The following is a 17829-nucleotide window of genomic DNA, read 5'->3' on the forward strand; positions in this document are numbered from 1 at the left end:
CGCGGGCAGAGATTTAAATTCGGGGCGAGAAGGGGAACGGATCGCACAGATTCGGTACCGTTCTGCGACCGCTGTTTGAAGTGAAATCCTGAGTCCTGCTCGACTTTGCCACCTTGAAAGAGCGGGCATAAGGCCGAGCAGGTTTTGCAGAGCCGCCGCGGCTCAGGCCTTTATGAAGGTCAGCAGGTCGGCGTTTATGAGATCAGGATGCGTGGCAAACATTCCGTGAGACAGACGCGGATAGACCTTCAGCGTTCCGTTCGCCAGCAGCTTGATCGACTTCTCCGCCGACGCGGCAATCGGAACAACCTGATCGTCTTCGCCGTGCATCACCAGCGTCGGCCCGGTGATCGCCTTCAGGTCTTCGGTCTGGTCGGTTTCCGAAAAGGCCTTGTTGCCGTCGTAATGCGCCTTGGCGTTGCCCATCATGCCCTGCCGCCACCAGTTCTGGATCATGCCTTCCTGCGGCTCCACGTCATCGCGGTTGAAGCCGTAGAACGGCCCCGCCGGGACATCGCGGAAATATTACGCACGGTTGGCGGCCAATGCTTTTCGAAAACCGTCGAAGACCTTCATCGGCGTGCCCTCGGAGTTGTCGTTGGTTTTGAGCATCAGTGGCGGAATGGCGGCAATGAGAATTGCCTTGGCCACCCGTCCCACCGTTTCCCCGTGCTGCGCCACGTAGCGGGCCACTTCACCACCGCCGGTGGAGTGACCGATGTGAACCGCGTTTCGCAGGTCCAGCGCTTCTGCCACGGCAAAGGCATCGATGGCGTAGTGGTCGATATCGTGACCGTCATCGACCTGCTCGGAGCGGCCATGACCGCGCCTGTCATGGGCGATGACGCGATACCCTTTTGACAGGAAGAACAGCATCTGCGCGTCCCGGTCATCGGAACTCAACGGCCAACCGTGATGAAAGACGATCGGCAGGGCGTCTTTAGGGCCCCAGTCCTCGTAGAAGATCCGGACGTTGTCTTTAGTTGTGATATAGCCCATGGCGTTTTCTCCTTGCGGGATATCGTGAATGGCGGGCCCTGCAGCCAGTGCCGAGCCCGATGGAATGGCCAGGCTTGTTGCGAATGCGGTGCCGGCGATCAGACTTTCACGGCAACTGCGCGGAAGGCCCTTGGCCGTTATGGAATGCGTGGGAAATCTCCTTGGTTGCGTGGAAGTCGGCAAGGGTCTGAATGTTAGTTCCGTATGGGATGCGGTAGCGAGTGCTGCCGGAACGCAGTGTTTCGGACTTCGGAACGCCGAATGCGACGCCTACGATGCAATTGAAGGGAGCCGGTCGAGGCGCCTACATCCGCGGCCGATGGGACAGGCTTGGTGGGAAGACGGTGGAAACCACGTTCCACGATTTCGGCGCTCGTCTGTTCTTAGATGCTATCGACAGCCCGTTCACGCGCCGCTTGTCGGAGCGGCACGTGAACAACCGGATCAGACCGTGGGTCTCAAGATCACGACAGTGCGGCCCGGCCTTGTCCTCGTGACGAGGCAGGAAGAGAACGGGATCACCGTGAGCCAGATCCCCGATTTGGGGAACGGCCAGGCGTGCAGCAGCGTGACCATGCCGAACGGTGCACTTATCAAGTTGGTCCGTTCTGTAGACGTTGTCGAACGGTAGGTGCGACTTCGGAGTCCAGCAGTTCGATCGATCTCATCATCGCCGCCGCGTCTTGAGCGCCGGTGCTCATCTGGAAGTTTATCCGGGAAACGCCTCCGAGCGTCTCGCTGGCAAACAGGATCTTGTCTACGACCGCGGCAGGTTTCCCGATCAGGAACGCGCCTTCCGGACCGGCCATCACGTAGAATTGCTCGCGGGTCGGCTGAGACCAGCCGCGTTCGCGGCCGATCTTTGCCGTCAGCCGGGCCCAGCCGGTGAAGAATGCGTCAGCCGCCGCCGATAATCGCCATCATCAGCGGCAGGCCCAGTGCGTCGTCACGAGCAAAGGATTGCAGCGTCCCGCCCACGCCCAGCCGGAGGGGTAGGCGGACCTGGTGCGGGCGCGGATAGACACCTGGCCGTCGAGCGTCGGACGGAAACGGCCATTCCAGGTGATTTCGGTCGTTTCGCGAAGTTTCAGTAGCAAGTTCATATTCTCGGCGAAGAGGTCGTCATGGTCGGCGGTGTCCAGCCCGAATAATGGGAAGGCTTCCACGAATGCTCCGCGACCGGCGACGATTTCGGCACGCCCGGCAGAGATCAGGCCAAGGGTTGCGAACTGATGGAAAACCCGCCAGCATTGGCCGCGCTCAGAACCGTCACGGCGCTGGTAAGGCGGATATTGCTGGTGCGGGCCGCCGCCGCGAGAATGACTGCCGACACGGCATCGAGGAATTCCGCACGATGGTGCTCACTTATCCCGAAGACATCGAGGCCGACCCGGTCGGCAAGTTCCACTTCCCCGAGGAGGGTTTTCATCCCATCGGTTGCCGAGGGTGGGGCACCTGTCGTCTGATCGGGATTATCGCGGCGAAGCTGTCGATGCCGATTTCCATTACGGCTCCTTAACGCAAATCATTCAATAGAGGCGATCTCGGGCCGATTTTCTCGGAAGAGCCGACCATGCGCTTTGGGCAAACCCGTTGCCCCTAAGCGCATGGCTTCGACGCAGAATTACTGGCCCGACTTCGACTTGGCATGGCGGCCAAAAGGTCGTTGGTGCTGTACGCTACGATAACAGCGTCAACACCTACCTTGTCGACAGCAGCGCATGGGGTGGTTCCATGCGGTCGCCATCCCCGGCCAGTGGGCCGGAGAGCGACAGGCCGTCGCAGATGCGGATGTGAGGTTTCGTCATGGATCAGGTCCCCGGCTGGTCAACACATACGAGAAAGTTCCGGATTTGTCTGTTTTCGAAACAGCTATATCGGTACCGGTCGCGTCGGCGGGGCCGTTGGGTGGCGTGGCGGGCCATTGCAGGCGGGCGACGTAGTCGAGGGCAAGGGCGGGCCTGATCGCGGTGAAGGCAGCGTGCTTTGGCAGGTCCGCCTGCAGCTGAGTTGCGGTGCGGTCGATCGCCACGTGGCCCCGAACGGACTCCGCCGGCTCATGAAGTTCGGCGAACTCCGCGTAAAACTCCCGCGTCGCTGCGAGGTGTCGGCGGAATCATGCTCGTTGAAGACCCGGTCGAGGTTGGCCTGTATTATCGTTTCATAGGTCATTGCTCTTCCCTTCGGACGGAGTGCTGTCAGCTTCGGTCGCCTTTTTTTGCCGCCCGTCGATCACGCCGATTGCAGATTGTACAGCCGGAAGGCATGCCGTTGTATTGCCGTTCCTGAATGAGATGCGATAGTGTCCTACAGCGAATAATTGAGTTGCAGAGCTGGGAACGCGAAAGTGGATGTCGAGGACCTTCGGACGTTCGTGGATGTAGCCGATGCAGGAGGTATCTCAGCTGCAGCACGGCGGTTGGGCGTCTCGAAGTCGATCGTCAGCCGGAGGCTCTTCAAGCTGGAGGGAGAACTTGGCGTCCAGCTTCTGCTGAGGACCACGCGTGGCGCCGCGCTGACGGAAGCGGGAATCACGTTTCGTGAACACGCTGCCCGGATCGGAGCGGAACTAGAGTTAGCCAGGGAGACGATACTTCCGACCGGCGAACTTCGCGGCCGCCTGAGAGTGGCGATGCCACTGACCTTCGGTCCGACCCATTTCGCGCCGGTCCTGGCCGAATTGTCGAAACGCAATCCCAAGCTTCAGGTCCACGCCACCTACAGTGACAGATTTGTAGATATCATCGCGGAAGGTTTCGATTGCGCGATACGTGTGGGATACCTTGAGGATTCGAATCTGATCGCGAAACGCATCGGTCCGATCACCGGAAAGCTGGTTGCAAGCCCCGACTATATAGCCGAGCACGGCGTGCCCGAGACGCTGGACGACCTTGCCACGCACAGGGCGCTCATGCAGGGAACCGAGACTTGGCATCTCACGGATGGCGGTAGGACCATAACCTTTCAGCCGCAGGGCATCTTCAAGGCCGATAACGGCATTGCCCTCATGACGGCATGTGTCGCGGGGCTGGGCATCGGTTACCTGCCGGATTGTATTACTCATCAGCATGTCGCCTCTGGCAGGCTCGTTGAGGTCATGCCAAATCATCAACCTCCTCCCGCGGCCGCTTACGTCATCCGTCCCCCGGGCCAGCATCCCGCGCGAAAGCTGCGGGTTCTGACGGACATGTTGATCGAGCACTTCAAGAAGAATCCTGAGCACTGGGGGCTGTAAACCTGAGTGTCGCAGGTTTCCGCGCTGTCCCCCTGCCAAATTCCCGACATCGCCACCCGGCGGGCGTTCCGCTCGACGCGACGGAAATTTGCGCATTGCGAGACTAGTGCCAGCGCCGGAGGCTGGCGACAGTGGAGGCAGCCGCGCACTCGTTTCGCGCGCCGCCGTCTGGGGCCTGCGTGATAGTCGGCCTCGCTTGCAAGAATGAAGAGGAACGTAATCATGAGCTGGAATCCATCCGTAGATCCGGGTTGTCCCGACGACGTTGGCGTGGACTCGATCGAAACACTCATCATTCCACGCTCGCGCGACCTGGGCAATTTCGAAGTGCGCCGCGCCCTCCCGGCGCCAAATCGGCAGATGGTCGGCCCCTTCATTTTCTTCGACCAGGCCGGTCCGGCCGAGTTCTTGACCGGCCAAGGTGTCGATGTCCGGCCGCATCCGCACACGGGGCTCGGCACGATCACCTACCTGTTTCGCGGTGACTTTCACCACCGGGATAGCACGGGCGCCGATCAGGTCATCCACCCCGGGGAACTGAACTGGATGGTTGCAGGGCGGGGCGTGACCCATTCCGAGCGCACCTCCGCGACGGCCCGCAGCGGACCGAACAGTCTGTTCGGGATCCAGACATGGCTTGCGCTGCCCGACGCGCAGGAAGACATGGTGCCCACCTTCGAGCACTTCGGCAAGCAGGCGCTCCCGGTGATTGAGGACAGCGGCGTGACCGTGCGGCTGATCCTCGGCAATGCTTACGGCGAAGCGGCGCCCGCAAAGATGTTCACGGAAACCTTCTATGCCGACGTGGCTCTTGAGGCCGGTGCCCGCCTCCCCATGCCGGACGATCACGAAGACAGGGGCATCTACATCGTCGAAGGCTCCATCTCGATTGCCGGGCAGGCGTTCGATGCGGGCCAGATGATGGTGTTCCGCCCCGACGACAGGATCACGGTCGCTGCCGGAGAGAGGGGCGCGCGGCTCATGATCCTCGGCGGCGCGACCTTCCCGGGCCCCCGCTATATCTGGTGGAACTTCGTTGCCTCCTCCAAGGAGCGCATCGAGCAGGCCAAGGTCGAGTGGCGCGCCGAGAACTGGGGCAAGGGGCAGTTCGACCTCCCGGCCGACGACCGGGACGAACACATCCCGCTGCCGGACTGAGCGAACCGGACCGGTACCCGACCAGAACTTGCACGACTGTGAACGGAGGACGCTGCAATGAGCCACAAGTGGCCGCAACTCGACTACCTGGGCTGGCGCGAGACTTGCTCCGCCCTGCATCTCTACCTGCAGATCGCGGGGAAATACCGCCTGGCCCACACCCCGTGGCTGAACCACTCCTGGAACGCCACCTTCTACGCGACGCCGCGCGGGCTGACCTCCTCGTTGATCCCCGATGGGCCGGGTCTCGAGATCCGGTTCGATTTCGTCGACCAAGAGGTTCAGGGGACGAGCGGCGACGGGAAGACGGCAAGCTTCGCCCTCGGCCCGTCGACGGCCGCCGGTTTTCACGGGCACTTCCTGAAACTGGTCGCGGATCTGGGCGGAACGCCCAAGTTCAGTGGTGTGCCGAACGAGGTGCCCTTTCCGATACCGTTCAGCGAGGACGAGCGCGATAGGCCCTGGGATGGCGAGGCGGTACAACGCTTCCACGGTGCTTTGCTCGCCATCGACGGCCTGTTCAAGTCCTTCCGCTCCTCCTTTCTCGGCAAATCCAGCCCCGTCCACCTCTTTTGGGGGAGCTTCGACATGGCTGTCACCCGTTTCTCCGGGCGGCGGGCACCCCTGCATCCGGCGGGTATCCCGACATTGCCCGATGACGTGGCGCAGGAAGCCTACGACCGCGAAGTTTCATCAGTGGGGTTCTGGCCCGGCGGCGGCGGGATCGACTACCCGGCCTTCTATGCCTACGCCTATCCGGAGCCGAAAGGTTTCCGCGCGGCTTCGGTCGGGCCGGAGGCCGCCTTTTGGCATGAAGGCATGTCCGAGTTCATCCTGCCCTACGAAGCCGTGCAGTCTTCTGCCGACCCCGAAGCGACGCTGATGGAATTCCTCGTGTTGACCTACGGGGCCACGGCCGACCTAGGAGGGTGGGACCGCGACGCTCTGGAGTGCGCGCCGGGACGGCGCGGCAAGCCGCGGCCGCACGACGCGGCGGTGCCGGGTTCGGGGCAACCGGCGATGGATCTGAAGGTCGAACGGGAGGAGGCGACCTCAAAGGGGCGGTATTTCGTCGTGGTCGACGGTGTCGTGGCCGAAATGACCTACAGCCGGGTCAGCAACGACATGATCATCATCGACCACACCGACGTTCCGGCAGCCCAGCGCGGCCGGAGGATTGGCGAACATCTCGTGAGGAAGGCGGTGGAGGATGCCCGGCAGGACGGTGTCGTCATCGTGCCACTCTGTCCTTTCGCCAAGGCGCAGTTCGAGCGTCACGCGGAGTGGCAGGATGTCATCGCCAGGTCGTGACCTGCGGATACAGGGTCTTGGCGGAGGCTTTTCGGCACCCCGCGAAGGACGCCGCCATGTCAGTCGCCGTCGCCGAGAAGAACAGGCCGGAGCATTGCCAACCTGTTTGTGCGTTGGCATTGATTTAGGCACCAGACATGAAGATACCGACCTCAATGCCGCGCCTTCTTGTTGATTACCTGTTCCCCGCACACGCGGTTCCCGCTTTCGCTTCGGAACGTCGAAGACTTTCTCCATGAGCGTGGCGTCGACGTCAGCCAAGAGACCGTTCGGTTCACCGTAATCACTGTCCGGGACTTAGCGAAACCCGCAGCTTGACAAGTGTTGAAGGAGGAGTGGTTACCGGCTGCTACTTAGACTTGGCTGTTTTCGCAACTGAGTGGAGACGCCAATCGCGACAGTTGTCGCGACAAAGATTGTGACAGCTATCGCGACAGCTCCTACATCCGTCCTCGGGAACTGCTTTCGGTATCAGTCCGCGCTTAGCCCATACAAGTCCTTGACCGCCTTTGCGTCATCCGAGGCTGCAAGGATATCACGACCCTGCGCCGCCTTGGCGAAATCCACTCGGCTCTCGTGTTGCGTATGCGGCCAATCGCTTCCCCAGACAAGGCGTTCGGCGCCGAGTGTCCGCATCAGAAATGCCGCGTGAGCGTTGAGATCAAACGCTGTCCGGTATGGCGCAGAGAGCTTGAAATAGAGACGGGATATGTCACGAAGCCGCGTGATCTGAGAGAGCAACGGGTCGCTGTCCGGTGCCACGTCAGAGGGCAAACCGAAATGATCCACCACAATTTTGCCCCCGATATCAAGCAAAGAGCCTATCCAAGGCGCAAGGCGGGGGCTTTCGAGGTGAATTTCCAGATGTAGATCACGCGCGAAGAGGCGGTCCAGAAAGTCGCGCACAAGGGGGGTGTTGAGATTTGGGATTTCCGCACCGCGCACGAGGTTCCAGCGGACACCGCGCACGCCCAAGGCGGCAAGCTGGTCAATCTCGCGCGTTGGCACGTCCGGGGCCACAACGGCCACACCCGCAAACCGGCGACGATCCAAGACTTCAAGGGCGCGGCACAGTTCGGCATTGTCAGTGCCAAGGAAACTCACCTGCACGATGACACCGCCGCGCAACCCGTGATCCTTTAGATGCCCGCACCATGTGTCCAGCGGTGCAGGGTCTTGCGGCACATACCGCGCCCCTGCGATCGCCGCGACGCGATGATAGACATGGGCGTGGCAGTCAAAGTTGATCATACATCCTCCACTCTTAATTCATATATATGTCTAGTTGACTTTATGAGTCAACGCCGGTATGCAGGCCCAAGGGAGAACATGACGATGCGCGCAGATCTGCATTCAGACGATCGCTTGCCAGCCTATGCACGGCTGAGGGATGCCTTGTCATCGCGCGTTGCCAGTGTCGAATGGGGGCCGGATGAACCGATCCCCTCCGAGGCACGTATCGCCAAAGAATACGCTGTTTCCGTTGGCACCGTGCGCAAGGCCGTTGACGGGTTGGTGGCCGAGGGGTTGCTGGAGCGTCGGCAGGGGTCGGGCACCTATCTGCGCCGCCCTTCCTTCGATGTGACCTTGTTCCGTTTCTTCCAGCTTCATAGCGGGGACGGTGCACAGCCCTCCATCCCCTCCAGCAAGCTTATCCTGCGCGCAAGGGCAGAGGCCCCAACCGAGGCCGCGGCGGCTCTTGGCACCTCTGACGTGATTCATATCGTGCGCCTGCGTAGCCTTGCAGACCAGCCGATCCTGTACGAGACGCTCTATATCCCGGCAGCCCGTTTTGAAGGGTTCGAAGCGTTGAGCGATGCGGATATGGGGCCGCTGCTCTATCCCGTCTATTTCGAACATTTCGGCGTGCTGGTGAAGCGCGCCACTGACGATCTGTCTTTTGGCGCGGCTGACTCCGAAACCGCGCGCCAACTGCAGCTCGCGCCTGGCGATCCTGTGGCGATCATCCGGCGGACCGCCTTTGATCTCGAGGGGGTGCCGGTGGAATGGCGCATCGCGCGCGGCAGCGCTGCTCAATTTCACTACCGCAGCGACATAGGCTGAAACGATCCATAACCCTAGGGAGAGAGACATGACACTCAAGGCAACACTGTTTGGCGCGACGGCGCTTACGATCCTCGCGGGGGCGGCCCTTGCCGAATACCCTGAACGCGCCATCGAACTGACCATTCCCGCCGGGGCCGGTGGCGGCACCGATACCAGTGCGCGCAAGCTGGCGCTCTTGCTGGAGGAGAAACTGGGCCAGTCTATCGCCGTGCTCAATGTCAATGGTGGCGGCGGTTCTGTCGGGACATCGCAATTTATCCAGTCCAAGCCTGACGGCTATTCGCTCTTTGCCACGTGGAACAGCCCGCTGACCACGGTGCCGCAGGTTCAGCAAGTTGCCTATGACATCGATAGCTTTACCCCCATCGCGTCAACCTCGGAAACGGCCTATACGCTCTGCGTCAAACAGGATTTCCCGGCGTCGACAGGAGAAGAATTCCTGGCCGAGTTGGCCGCGAACCCAGGCAAATATACCTATGGCAATGATGGCATTGGCGGCACCATGCAACTTGCGGCCGAGCGCATCTTTCAGGCGCGCGATATTCAGGCGGTCGCAATTCCGTTTGGTGGCGCGGGCGAAACGCTCCAGAACTTCCTCGGAGGTCATGTCGATGTTTATGGCGGTTCAATCTCGCCTGTGCTGCCTTATGTGGAAACCAAAGAGGCCAAATGCCTTTTGGTGACATCGGCGGCCGATGTTCCGGCCCTGCCAGAGGCCTCCGGCCTTGCTGCGGTCGGTCTGGGTGATGAGGAAACGTTGCTCTGGCGCGCCATTCTGGGGCCAAAGGGCATGGATCAGGCGATCGTCGACAAGCTGGCCGCTACCATCGACGAGGCGGTGAATGACGCGTCCTATGTCGAATTCCTTGCCAGCAAGGGCGAGATCCCGAATGTTGTAAAGGGCGATGCTTTGCGCACCCGCCTCCAGAACGAATATGACGCGCTTGCCAAAGTGTCTAAGGCGCTCGGTCTCGGCCAGTAACATGGAAAAGCGCCAGGACCTCTTAACAGGTCTGATCTTTACCGGGCTTGGATTGGCCGCCGCATGGATGGCCAGATCCTACTCGGGGGCCGGGGGCACCTATCCCATGGTGCTGGGCCTGGCGCTTGCCATCTTTGGCGGGGTTATTGCCCTGCGGTCGGTTCGGGCAAAGGTTAATGCAGTGCGCCCCTTGAGCGAGGCACCGCGCAACCTCTTTCTCGCGACCGTTGTGGCGACAGGATACATTGCGCTTGTGATGCCGCTCGGGTTCTTCACGGCCTCGGTTCTGCTGATGCTGGTCATGCCTGTGGTTCTCGGCTTTCGGCAACCCGTTTATCTGGTTTTGATGGCGCTGGTCTTTATGGCGCTGGTCTGGGTGGTCTTTTCCGCCGTTCTGGAGAAACCGCTTCCGCCGGAATTCTGGTCAACTTTGTGGCGCGAGGCGTGAGATGGGGTTTTTCGTCGATGCCACCACCGCTGTCTTTGCCGTCGGGCCGCTTTTGGCGATGTTTGGTGCCACGCTTCTGGGGGTCTTGATCGGGGCGCTGCCGGGTCTCAACCCGGTGATGGCCATCGCACTCCTCTTGCCGCTGACTTATTCGATGGAGCCGCTGGTGGCGCTTGCCATGGTTGCGGGCATTTACAATGGCTCGATGTACGGCGGGGCTATTCCGGCCATTCTCTTGCGGATCCCCGGCACGCCCGCCTCGATCGCCACAACCTTTGACGGCTTTCCCATGGCGGAAAGGGGAGAGGCGGCCAAGGCGCTCAAGGTGGCCTGCTGGTCCTCTGCCATCGGCGGGATTGCCAGCGCCGTGGCGCTGATGACGATGGGCCCGCTTTTGGCGCGAGTCACGCTGTTTTTCGGGCCAGCGGAATACTTTTGGATTGCAATGTTCGGTATGGCCTCTGTCGGGGTCATGGTGGGGTCAGATGCGGTCAAGGGGATACTCGCGGCCACTCTGGGCCTGCTGATTGGGACCATGGGGATCGATTCCCTCTCTGGTCAGCCACGGTTTACTTTCGGGCAGACTTGGCTGCTCGGAGGGCCTGACTTGATCGTTGTGCTTGTTGGCCTCTACGCATTGCCTCCAGTGCTGCAACTGGCAGAGAAATGCGACCTGCGCGGCCTGTCATCGGCGCAATTGCGGCTTGAAGCGGTGCCATTTGCCAAGGGCGAGCTGCGGGGCTTCGTTCCGACATGGCTGCGGTCCTCTTTCATTGGCATCGGTGTCGGCATTCTGCCCGGTGCCGGGGGCAATATCGCGGCCTTTCTCAGTTATAACGCGGCCAGAAACGCCTCGGATGAGCCCGAAACCTTTGGCAAGGGCAACCCGCAGGGCGTCGCGGCTGCAGAATGTGGCAACAACGCGGACAACGCTGCCTCAATGATCCCGGCCCTCTCCTTGGGCATTCCGGGCAATGTGGTGGCGGCCCTCGTGCTCAGCGCCCTGACGATCCACGGCTTGCAGCCGGGGCCGCAGCTCTTCCACCAGAATCCGGTGCTTGTTGGTGGGTTCATGGTCGAGATGCTTCTAACCTCGGTGCTGATCCTGCTTGTCGGCGGTGTGACCGCAACGCGGATGTTTGCCCAGATTCAGCGCTTGCCCGGCGTGTTGCTCGTGCCGTCGATCCTCGTGCTGATGTGCGTTGGGGTCTATGTCATCAACGGACGCCCCATTGATCTGTGGGTGATGCTGCTGGCTGGGCTCGCGGGATATGTTCTGGAAAAGGTGAACATCCCCCTCGCGCCGATCATTCTCGGCATGATCTTGGGGCCGATGGCGGAACAGAGCGTACGGCGCGCCCTGCTGATCAGCCGTGGCGATCCGACAGAGTTGCTCACCCGCCCCCTCTCTGCGGTTCTGGCCTTCGCAACGCTCGGGATGATCGTATGGCCGATGCTCAAGCTCCTGCGTGGCAAGCGCAAACTGTGATCAGGTCACCCAAACTAAGCCATGCATTTGAAAATGGGTCGGTTACGGCGATTGCATACTCCCGCAAACAAAATGATCAAACAATATCAACAGGATAAAGGCCACCCTCGGGTGGCCTTTCGCGCTTGCGTAAATCTTGTGTCAGCCTGGTGTCCGGTTGCCGCCCGAACTTCAATTCCATCGCCAAAACAATCCACCCCCCTTCCTTGCGCCCTTGTCTAGGTAATCTCCCGGTTTTTAAACTGGTGCATCCGTAAGAGGTGGCTGTGAAAATCTGAACAGCCGGGATAAGTGGATTTTCCGCGCAACAGCGGCATGATGCTGCGAGCGAGGAGAAGACCATGGCAAGGCCCGGCCGGCGAGAGCAATGTTCGCCCCCCGTCGCGCCACCGCGTTATCGGCCATCTCGCGGCGTTGAGATGGCCCAGTCACTTTTCTCCAAGGGCTTCCTTAAGCAAATCCGCCTGCATGCTCAGGTCTGCATACATCCCCTTCAACCGGCAGTTCTCATTCGGCGGGACAACAGTCCCCCAGACTGTTGTCCAATCCACCTCATTCCATCGCCTTCATCGGGCTGACCATCGAAGCATCCATGCCGCCATACTTGGCCCGCCATTTGTACAACGACGCGTCGCTCATCCCATGCGCGCGGCACAGCTCGGCCACCGGCACACCGCCTTCGGCCTGACGCAGGATCGCCATGATCTGCGCTTCACTGTATCTGCTTGTCTTCATTCGAAATCTCCTCGTTCATCTTGCCGAGAAAACTCTATTATTGCAGCCTCTTAAATTCGGGGGGATTACTCCCTTGTGCCGCATTTCGATCTGGGCCATGACGGCAACGCGGACGGAACGGGCGTTGGTTGCCGCGCCATCAGCATTCGATCTGACGTGAAAGATCTAGTGGACGAAGACTAGCGACATCGTCCCCACCAGAATAAGGCTAAGGGCCCAAATCAGGTCTAGGTTGAACCAGCCCCTTGAAAGAAACTGCAGTCCGAGCCATTGGTGAACGCCGATCGCGAGCAAGCCGCCCGACAGCGTCATCGCCAGCGTGTGCACGAGAGCGACAAGGGCAGCTATTGCGGTGTTGCCCCCCATCAAAGTGGCGGCCGCGCTGTGACCCGGATCCGCGTCCACCGTTCTGCATAATCCAAGGTAGATCGGCACCAGCATCAGGCCTGCACCGTGAGCCATCGCCGCGAGGAAAGACCATAGCGCCAGTCGCGAAGGCGGCACGCGGGCGAGAAAACGCGGATGGCGGCGATTGACGATCAAGTAGACGCCAAGAGCGATCACAAGGCATGCCGCACTGATCTGTATCTCCCGCTGCCATTCGACGAGGAACAGCAGAGCCGTGAAGGGAAACAGGATTGCGGCCATGGCCAGCAAATGCCCCATCGCCAGCGCAAGCAGCGCCTTGAAAAGGCTGCCACGGTTGCGGTCCATCAGTGCAGCGGACACCGCCAGCGGCCAGCCCATGCCGGGATTGACCCCGTGATAGATGCCGGAGGCGGCAACGGCCCACCACAGCGCCGTTGCCGTATCGACGCCCTCCACGCGTCAGACGGAGGGGTAGCAGAAACTGTCCGTGGAACAGTCGCCGCCTTCGAGGCGGATTTGGTGGCTCCGATAACCCTTGGGGAACTCGATATAGAAGTTCTTGTCCAATTCGAGCCCGCCGTTCTCGCCCACATTGGCCATGACCATCTGGCCACCTTCATCGTCAGGATAGAACTGCTCGTCCCACGTCGAGTATAGCGAGTTGGTCCAGTAGACACGCTTGCCGTCGCGGCTGATCTCCACCATCTGCGGCCCATAGGCAAAATCCTTGCCATTGGGGTGCTTGGTGCCGCGTGCGATGCCGCCGATTTCGACTTTGCCTGCCAGTTTGGGGTTCATCGGGTCGGAGACATCGTATTGATGCATTTCGCCCAGGCCCCAGCAGGCCACGTAGAGATATTTGTCATCAAGACTGAGATCGATGTCGGTCACCAGCGGCGGCACCGCCTCGAACCCCTGCAGGAGTGGCGGCAGGTTTTCGACCTTTTCGGGGCGCGGGTCGATGGTGATGGTCTTTTGGGCCTCGAACGTGCCGTCGTCTTTTCTCCACCATGAAAAGATGGCCCCCTGGAGATTGGTTGTGTCCACAACGACGCCGCAGAAGCCGTAGTCCTTGGCCGGATCATGAGCAGGTCGGATCTCCAGCGCCATCTGGTGGTTGGCACCGAGATCAATCGTCTGAACATTCCGGCGTTCGCGCAGTTTCCAGAAATGGATCTTGTGGCCATACTTGTTTGACAGCAGATCTTCGGCGACAAGCCCGTTCTCGAATTGTGGCGGAAGGCCCCATTCGGAACTGACCATGTAGTCGCGCGGCAGGTTCCACCAGAAATCGTAATGCTTGTCCTGTTGGCCGCGGTCCATCTCGTAGCGCCCAAGGATCTCGAAGGTCTCGCAATCCAAGATGAAGATGCCCGGCGGTCCGTCGGTTCCGTCGGGTCCACCGCCACCAAGTGTCGAGACATAAATGCCCTCGGGTCCGCAATGGATTGTGTGTGGGCGCGAATATCCAGTCTTGTCGAACACTTCTTCGGGTTCGATAATCTTGTGGATCTTGGCCTTCAGCGGTTCCTTGACATCGACGACGTAGATTCGAGACGACCGGATACCCGGAATGATCAGGTATCGCCGTTCAAGAAAGGCGTGCCCGGTCAGCGGGGACAGGGCCGAGGAACAGGCGTTCCAGCCGAAATGGTGAAACTCGTCGCCCTTGTTTGGCATGATGAGTTGGTGAACAATCTGGCCATATGTGACCGACTTGGGATCGACGTCGATGATGGCCAGCCCATCGGGCTTGGAGCCGTCAGGACTGAGCATAAGGGTGAAGGCCAGCGTCTCCGCCGGAGCCCGCATGGCAAGTTTTGGTGTCGCGTGAAATGTGGGGTCAGGTCTCAGGTTCATTGTGCGCTCCTCCAAGGTCAGGGGCACCGAAACTTGTTCCAGACTGTTTCTTCGCACCCGATGAACAGCCTGCCACGGTTCCGGGCTCAGAGCAAACAAACCGGTTCGCAGGATGGAGCCAGGGAAAGACTGCAAGTCCACGCTTACCCTGGGCTGCGGACCGTCGCATGGCCGTACAACATTGAGCGGCGCGCATGTGCATGTCGTCATGTCGCACTAGCCCTTTCGATCGTCTCCGGACAGGTTGCCACAATCCACGCAGACTGAAGGCGACTGCATTTCTAGCCCAACTCAAATTGCCGTCGAGTCCGCAGGCCAAAGGTCAGTTTGGCTCGAGTCTGCCCTGCGGCGGTGCGGTAACTTCTTGCAAATGCGGACGCCTGAAGCCGAGAGTGATGGCGCTGACCAGCCGTTCGAAATGGACAGGCTCTGCCTCAGCGCGGCCCGTCGATCGGGTCAGTCGCTGCACTTGCTCAGCTTGAGTTATCAGGAGCCCGCAAGCAACGCTTTCTGAACGGTTGCATCCCAACCCAAGTAAAACCTGTCTCGGTCACGGATGACCGGGCGTGCCATTACCTTGGGTTGGGCTGCGATCTGCGCCTCGGCTTCCGAATTCTTCAGCCAGTCATTGAGCGCTCGGTAATCATTCGATGTGCGGTCCACGAGGCGGTCCCCGAACTCTTCGATCAGCGCCGATAATTCCGTCTCGCTCAGCGGTTCTGCCCGGACATCACGGAAAGAGACATCCAGTCCTTCCGCCTCCAATGCTCTGCGGGCCTTCTGACAGATTGCGCAAGTCTGCAAGCCGTAGATCATCATGTGGAACTCTCCCTTGGCGTCGACCTCGTAACCTCCTCCATCGCCACCCCGAAAGCAATCATCTGAGCAGATATTTACGCTGTCGGACGGGTGCGTTCGACCGGATTTGTCGCAGTGTCGCCTGTGCGCTTAACCGAAGGATATGCTTGCAACAACGTCATTCCACGGCCATTCATGCTGATGTGACCATTTCATCAGATCAGTCCACCGTTTCATTGGCCGCTCTCGGCTGGTTGGCATTTTTTTCCGAGCAGCTGGAGGCTGGCGAGTCAGAGCTTGTGCCTATGCGCATCGGATCCGTTCACCGGGACCGGGTCACAGCGATATCCGAACGCGGCGCTGTGCGGCTGGTGCTCTCCGCCCAGTCGCGCACGACGGACATCGCCGTGGGGGATTGGGTTCTGGTCGACCCCGAAACCCGTTTGCTGGTGCGGCAGCTGAAAAGGCGGATGCTGTTACAGCGGAAAACCGAAGGCAGTCGGCCAACGCAGCTGATTGCTGCGAACGTCGACACGCTTCTGATCGTCACCTCCTGCAACGACGACTTTAATCCGGCACGGCTGGAGCGGTATCTGGCGCTTGTGAACGAGTCCGGGGCGACCCCGGTGATTGTCCTGACGAAGATTGATCAGACGGCTGATGCTGCCGCCTACCGGCGGCAGGCAGAAGCGCTTCAACTTGGATTGGATGTTGTCATGGTGAATGCAAAAGGACCGGAGGCGGCCCTGACATTAGCTCCTTGGTGCGGCCCCGGGCAAACCGTTGCCCTTGTCGGATCGTCCGGGGTGGGCAAGTCGACCTTGCTCAATACGCTGTCGCATAAATCATCCGAGGAGGCACAGCCGACAGGACTGATTCGCGAGGCAGACGCCAAGGGGCGTCACACAACCACGTCGCGTTCGCTGCATGCAATTGCCGGTGGCGGTTGGGTGATTGACACGCCCGGGATGCGTTCGCTGCATGTCAGCGACGTCGCGGCCGGACTCAATACTCTGTTCGCGGAGATTGTCGAGCTCGCCTCCCGGTGTCGCTTCCGGGATTGCACCCATGATCATGAACCCGGTTGTGCGGTTCAGGGCGCGACAGTCGACGGGACACTCGATCCCGCGCGCCTTGGCCGGTGGCGGAAGCTTACAGAGGAGAACCTGACCAACACCTCCATACAGTCCGGGCCGCGTGGCAACAAAATCACGAGGCCCCCCGGCAAACGGCGCTGACGCGACTGACCCAGAGCCGCCGTCCGTCAGCCTCACCAAATCGGCCATCCAAGCATGGTGCCGCATTTTCAAACTTGGATCATTCCATTGATCTGGTCCCCTGAAACCCTGCGTTTGATTGTCCGTCTTGTCTTGGGGCGGATGACAAACACCTCACTCGTCTGACTTCAGAGGGCCGGGTCGTGTTCCGGGTCGTGTTAGTGCCCCTTAAGTCTAGGGGAGCCTCTGTTCAGCAGGCTCTGACACAATGCGAAAGGCGCGGCAATTCTTGAGATCGCGCCAGAATGTCAGGCCAGCGTATTTGGCAAAAAGATCGGGTGGCAGAATTGTTTGGCGCGGCTTGGGGGCCACTTGGGCGCGCACGCGGTGCAAACCATCGAGTCCAAGCTGCGCATCAAAGGCGGCCGCGTCATATTCCACCTTGTCAAAATCATGCTCGAAGGGTGGCTCGCCCAGAAACTCATATAGCAGGCCCATGACATCGCGAGGGCGGCTCACAAGGATGTCGTAATCGACAATTACCAGACGGTCGGCAAACTCTCCCCAGCAGGCCTCGCGCAGGGCCTGATAGGAAAAACCCACGAGACGGTTTGAGGCGGCAAGGGCTTCGGTGCGGGTGTAGACTGTGGCGCGCTCTCCGGGAGTGTTAAAGAGGCCGGTATTCTCAAAGGTTTTGCTGCGATACTGGCGTTCCATGCTGTCCATGACCCAAGCCACATCGCGCACGCAGCAGATGAATTTCGCCTGTGGAAAGAGGCGCAACACCTCGGCCATCTTGGCAGTCCAGGCCCGGTTGGTGTCAAAGATCACCTCAGCCGGGTTGTCCGCATAATAGCTGTCGAACACTCCGCGCAGGACGCGCTCGCGCTGCGCATCATCGACCATCCGCGACAGTTCGTTTCCGGCTGACACCTGGGCCACGATACCTTCGAACAAGGACGCGATCGGGCTCGACATGCCAGCGGAAAACCGTGGGTTCTGTCGCAGAATTGCGCCCATCAGGGTAGAGCCAGAGCGCGGCAGCCCTGAGATGAAGTGGAAGGATCGGACATCGGTCATGTGGCAGCTCCGGTGGTGTTTCTCACGCGGTCATAGCGCATAAGTTCGGCCGGATCATGAGAAAAGACTCAATGCTATCAA

Annotated in this window: 16 protein-coding genes and 3 pseudogenes; 9 read left to right on the top strand and 10 right to left on the bottom strand. The window is 60.3% G+C overall.

The features are described from left to right. Nucleotides 1-162: 162 nt before the first annotated feature. The 4 genes and pseudogenes from VR71_RS25600 to VR71_RS25255 all read right to left on the bottom strand — a co-directional run bounded on the left by VR71_RS25600 (nt 163) and on the right by VR71_RS25255 (nt 2428). Nucleotides 163-999 (bottom strand): annotated as a pseudogene (locus tag VR71_RS25600) (alpha/beta fold hydrolase). A gap of 593 nt (nt 1000-1592) precedes the next feature. After that, the gene (locus tag VR71_RS25245) at nt 1593-1808 is read right to left on the bottom strand and encodes a hypothetical protein (RefSeq protein ID WP_296430619.1); all 216 of its coding nucleotides are present in this window, start codon (nt 1806-1808) and stop codon (nt 1593-1595) included. Between the two features lie 114 nt (nt 1809-1922). Then, nucleotides 1923-2213, bottom strand: a complete 291-nt coding sequence (locus tag VR71_RS25250) for an LLM class flavin-dependent oxidoreductase (protein WP_367118664.1) — start codon at nt 2211-2213, stop codon at nt 1923-1925. Then, nucleotides 2210-2428: an LLM class flavin-dependent oxidoreductase gene (locus VR71_RS25255; RefSeq protein ID WP_296430621.1), complete on the bottom strand. Its 219-nt coding sequence runs from the start codon at nt 2426-2428 to the stop codon at nt 2210-2212. Before VR71_RS25255 ends, VR71_RS25250 begins: the two co-directional genes overlap by 4 nt. A gap of 918 nt (nt 2429-3346) precedes the next feature. Between VR71_RS25255 and VR71_RS19095 the strand changes: the two genes are divergently transcribed. The 4 genes and pseudogenes from VR71_RS19095 to VR71_RS25260 all read left to right on the top strand — a co-directional run. Then, the gene (locus tag VR71_RS19095; protein ID WP_045686185.1) at nt 3347-4234 is read left to right on the top strand and encodes a LysR family transcriptional regulator; all 888 of its coding nucleotides are present in this window, start codon (nt 3347-3349) and stop codon (nt 4232-4234) included. 222 nt (nt 4235-4456) lie between these two features. Then, on the top strand, nt 4457-5392 hold the full coding sequence (locus tag VR71_RS19100; protein WP_009817436.1) for a pirin family protein: 936 nt from the start codon (nt 4457-4459) through the stop codon (nt 5390-5392). A 57-nt stretch (nt 5393-5449) separates the two neighbouring features. Next, the gene (locus VR71_RS19105; protein ID WP_045686186.1) at nt 5450-6703 is read left to right on the top strand and encodes a DUF5996 family protein; all 1254 of its coding nucleotides are present in this window, start codon (nt 5450-5452) and stop codon (nt 6701-6703) included. A 189-nt stretch (nt 6704-6892) separates the two neighbouring features. Further along, nucleotides 6893-6979, top strand: a pseudogene (locus VR71_RS25260) (IS6 family transposase); the annotation flags it as partial. 195 nt (nt 6980-7174) lie between these two features. On the opposite strand, the gene VR71_RS19110 reads toward VR71_RS25260, so the two are convergent. Further along, complete coding sequence (locus VR71_RS19110) at nt 7175-7954, bottom strand: amidohydrolase (RefSeq protein ID WP_009817441.1); 780 nt, start codon at nt 7952-7954, stop codon at nt 7175-7177. 84 nt (nt 7955-8038) lie between these two features. On the opposite strand from VR71_RS19110, the gene VR71_RS19115 reads away from it, so the two are divergent. From VR71_RS19115 to VR71_RS19130, 4 genes are read left to right on the top strand one after another with little or no spacing between them, the layout of a single operon-like run. Beyond that, nucleotides 8039-8767, top strand: a complete 729-nt coding sequence (locus VR71_RS19115) for a GntR family transcriptional regulator (RefSeq protein ID WP_157046573.1) — start codon at nt 8039-8041, stop codon at nt 8765-8767. Between the two features lie 28 nt (nt 8768-8795). Beyond that, on the top strand, nt 8796-9752 hold the full coding sequence (locus VR71_RS19120) for a tripartite tricarboxylate transporter substrate binding protein (protein WP_045686187.1): 957 nt from the start codon (nt 8796-8798) through the stop codon (nt 9750-9752). 1 nt (nt 9753) lies between these two features. Next, nucleotides 9754-10200: a tripartite tricarboxylate transporter TctB family protein gene (locus VR71_RS19125; protein ID WP_009817444.1), complete on the top strand. Its 447-nt coding sequence runs from the start codon at nt 9754-9756 to the stop codon at nt 10198-10200. A gap of 1 nt (nt 10201) precedes the next feature. Beyond that, nucleotides 10202-11689, top strand: a complete 1488-nt coding sequence (locus tag VR71_RS19130) for a tripartite tricarboxylate transporter permease (RefSeq protein WP_045686188.1) — start codon at nt 10202-10204, stop codon at nt 11687-11689. 348 nt (nt 11690-12037) lie between these two features. On the opposite strand, the pseudogene VR71_RS25265 reads toward VR71_RS19130, so the two are convergent. From VR71_RS25265 to VR71_RS19150, 4 genes and pseudogenes are all read right to left on the bottom strand, one after another. After that, nucleotides 12038-12424, bottom strand: a pseudogene (locus VR71_RS25265) (transposase); the annotation flags it as partial. A gap of 165 nt (nt 12425-12589) precedes the next feature. Next, nucleotides 12590-13249 (bottom strand): hypothetical protein, encoded by a 660-nt coding sequence (locus tag VR71_RS19140; RefSeq protein WP_045686189.1) that lies wholly within the window; start codon nt 13247-13249, stop codon nt 12590-12592. 3 nt (nt 13250-13252) lie between these two features. Then, a complete protein-coding gene (locus tag VR71_RS19145; protein WP_045686190.1) occupies nt 13253-14653 on the bottom strand; it encodes a selenium-binding protein SBP56-related protein in 1401 nt (466 codons plus the stop codon). A 486-nt stretch (nt 14654-15139) separates the two neighbouring features. Further along, nucleotides 15140-15472, bottom strand: coding sequence for an arsenate reductase family protein (locus VR71_RS19150; protein WP_009817449.1), 333 nt, complete (start codon nt 15470-15472; stop codon nt 15140-15142). A gap of 146 nt (nt 15473-15618) precedes the next feature. Here VR71_RS19150 and rsgA point away from each other — a divergent pair, with 146 nt between their 5' ends. Then, nucleotides 15619-16689, top strand: coding sequence for a ribosome small subunit-dependent GTPase A (gene rsgA, locus VR71_RS19155; protein WP_296430623.1), 1071 nt, complete (start codon nt 15619-15621; stop codon nt 16687-16689). A 213-nt stretch (nt 16690-16902) separates the two neighbouring features. Here the strand turns inward: rsgA and VR71_RS19160 are convergent, their stop codons facing one another. Beyond that, a complete protein-coding gene (locus VR71_RS19160; RefSeq protein WP_040650484.1) occupies nt 16903-17748 on the bottom strand; it encodes a sulfotransferase in 846 nt (281 codons plus the stop codon). Between the last annotated feature and the right edge of the window lie 81 nt (nt 17749-17829).

It is taken from the genome of Roseovarius sp. BRH_c41 (assembly GCF_000961715.1).
GTDB lineage: Bacteria > Pseudomonadota > Alphaproteobacteria > Rhodobacterales > Rhodobacteraceae > Roseovarius.

What these genes read in the sequence shown, in the direction of transcription:
- VR71_RS25245 (WP_296430619.1), bottom strand. Translation starts at nt 1,808, where the DNA reads ATGGCCGGTCCGGAAGGCGCGTTCCTGATCGGGAAACCTGCCGCGGTC.
- VR71_RS25255 (WP_296430621.1), bottom strand. Translation starts at nt 2,428, where the DNA reads ATGAAAACCCTCCTCGGGGAAGTGGAACTTGCCGACCGGGTCGGCCTC.
- VR71_RS19100 (WP_009817436.1), top strand. Translation starts at nt 4,457, where the DNA reads ATGAGCTGGAATCCATCCGTAGATCCGGGTTGTCCCGACGACGTTGGC.
- VR71_RS19105 (WP_045686186.1), top strand. Translation starts at nt 5,450, where the DNA reads ATGAGCCACAAGTGGCCGCAACTCGACTACCTGGGCTGGCGCGAGACT.
- VR71_RS19110 (WP_009817441.1), bottom strand. Translation starts at nt 7,954, where the DNA reads ATGATCAACTTTGACTGCCACGCCCATGTCTATCATCGCGTCGCGGCG.
- VR71_RS19115 (WP_157046573.1), top strand. Translation starts at nt 8,039, where the DNA reads ATGCGCGCAGATCTGCATTCAGACGATCGCTTGCCAGCCTATGCACGG.
- VR71_RS19120 (WP_045686187.1), top strand. Translation starts at nt 8,796, where the DNA reads ATGACACTCAAGGCAACACTGTTTGGCGCGACGGCGCTTACGATCCTC.
- VR71_RS19125 (WP_009817444.1), top strand. Translation starts at nt 9,754, where the DNA reads ATGGAAAAGCGCCAGGACCTCTTAACAGGTCTGATCTTTACCGGGCTT.
- VR71_RS19130 (WP_045686188.1), top strand. Translation starts at nt 10,202, where the DNA reads ATGGGGTTTTTCGTCGATGCCACCACCGCTGTCTTTGCCGTCGGGCCG.
- VR71_RS19145 (WP_045686190.1), bottom strand. Translation starts at nt 14,653, where the DNA reads ATGAACCTGAGACCTGACCCCACATTTCACGCGACACCAAAACTTGCC.
- VR71_RS19150 (WP_009817449.1), bottom strand. Translation starts at nt 15,472, where the DNA reads ATGATGATCTACGGCTTGCAGACTTGCGCAATCTGTCAGAAGGCCCGC.
- VR71_RS19160 (WP_040650484.1), bottom strand. Translation starts at nt 17,748, where the DNA reads ATGACCGATGTCCGATCCTTCCACTTCATCTCAGGGCTGCCGCGCTCT.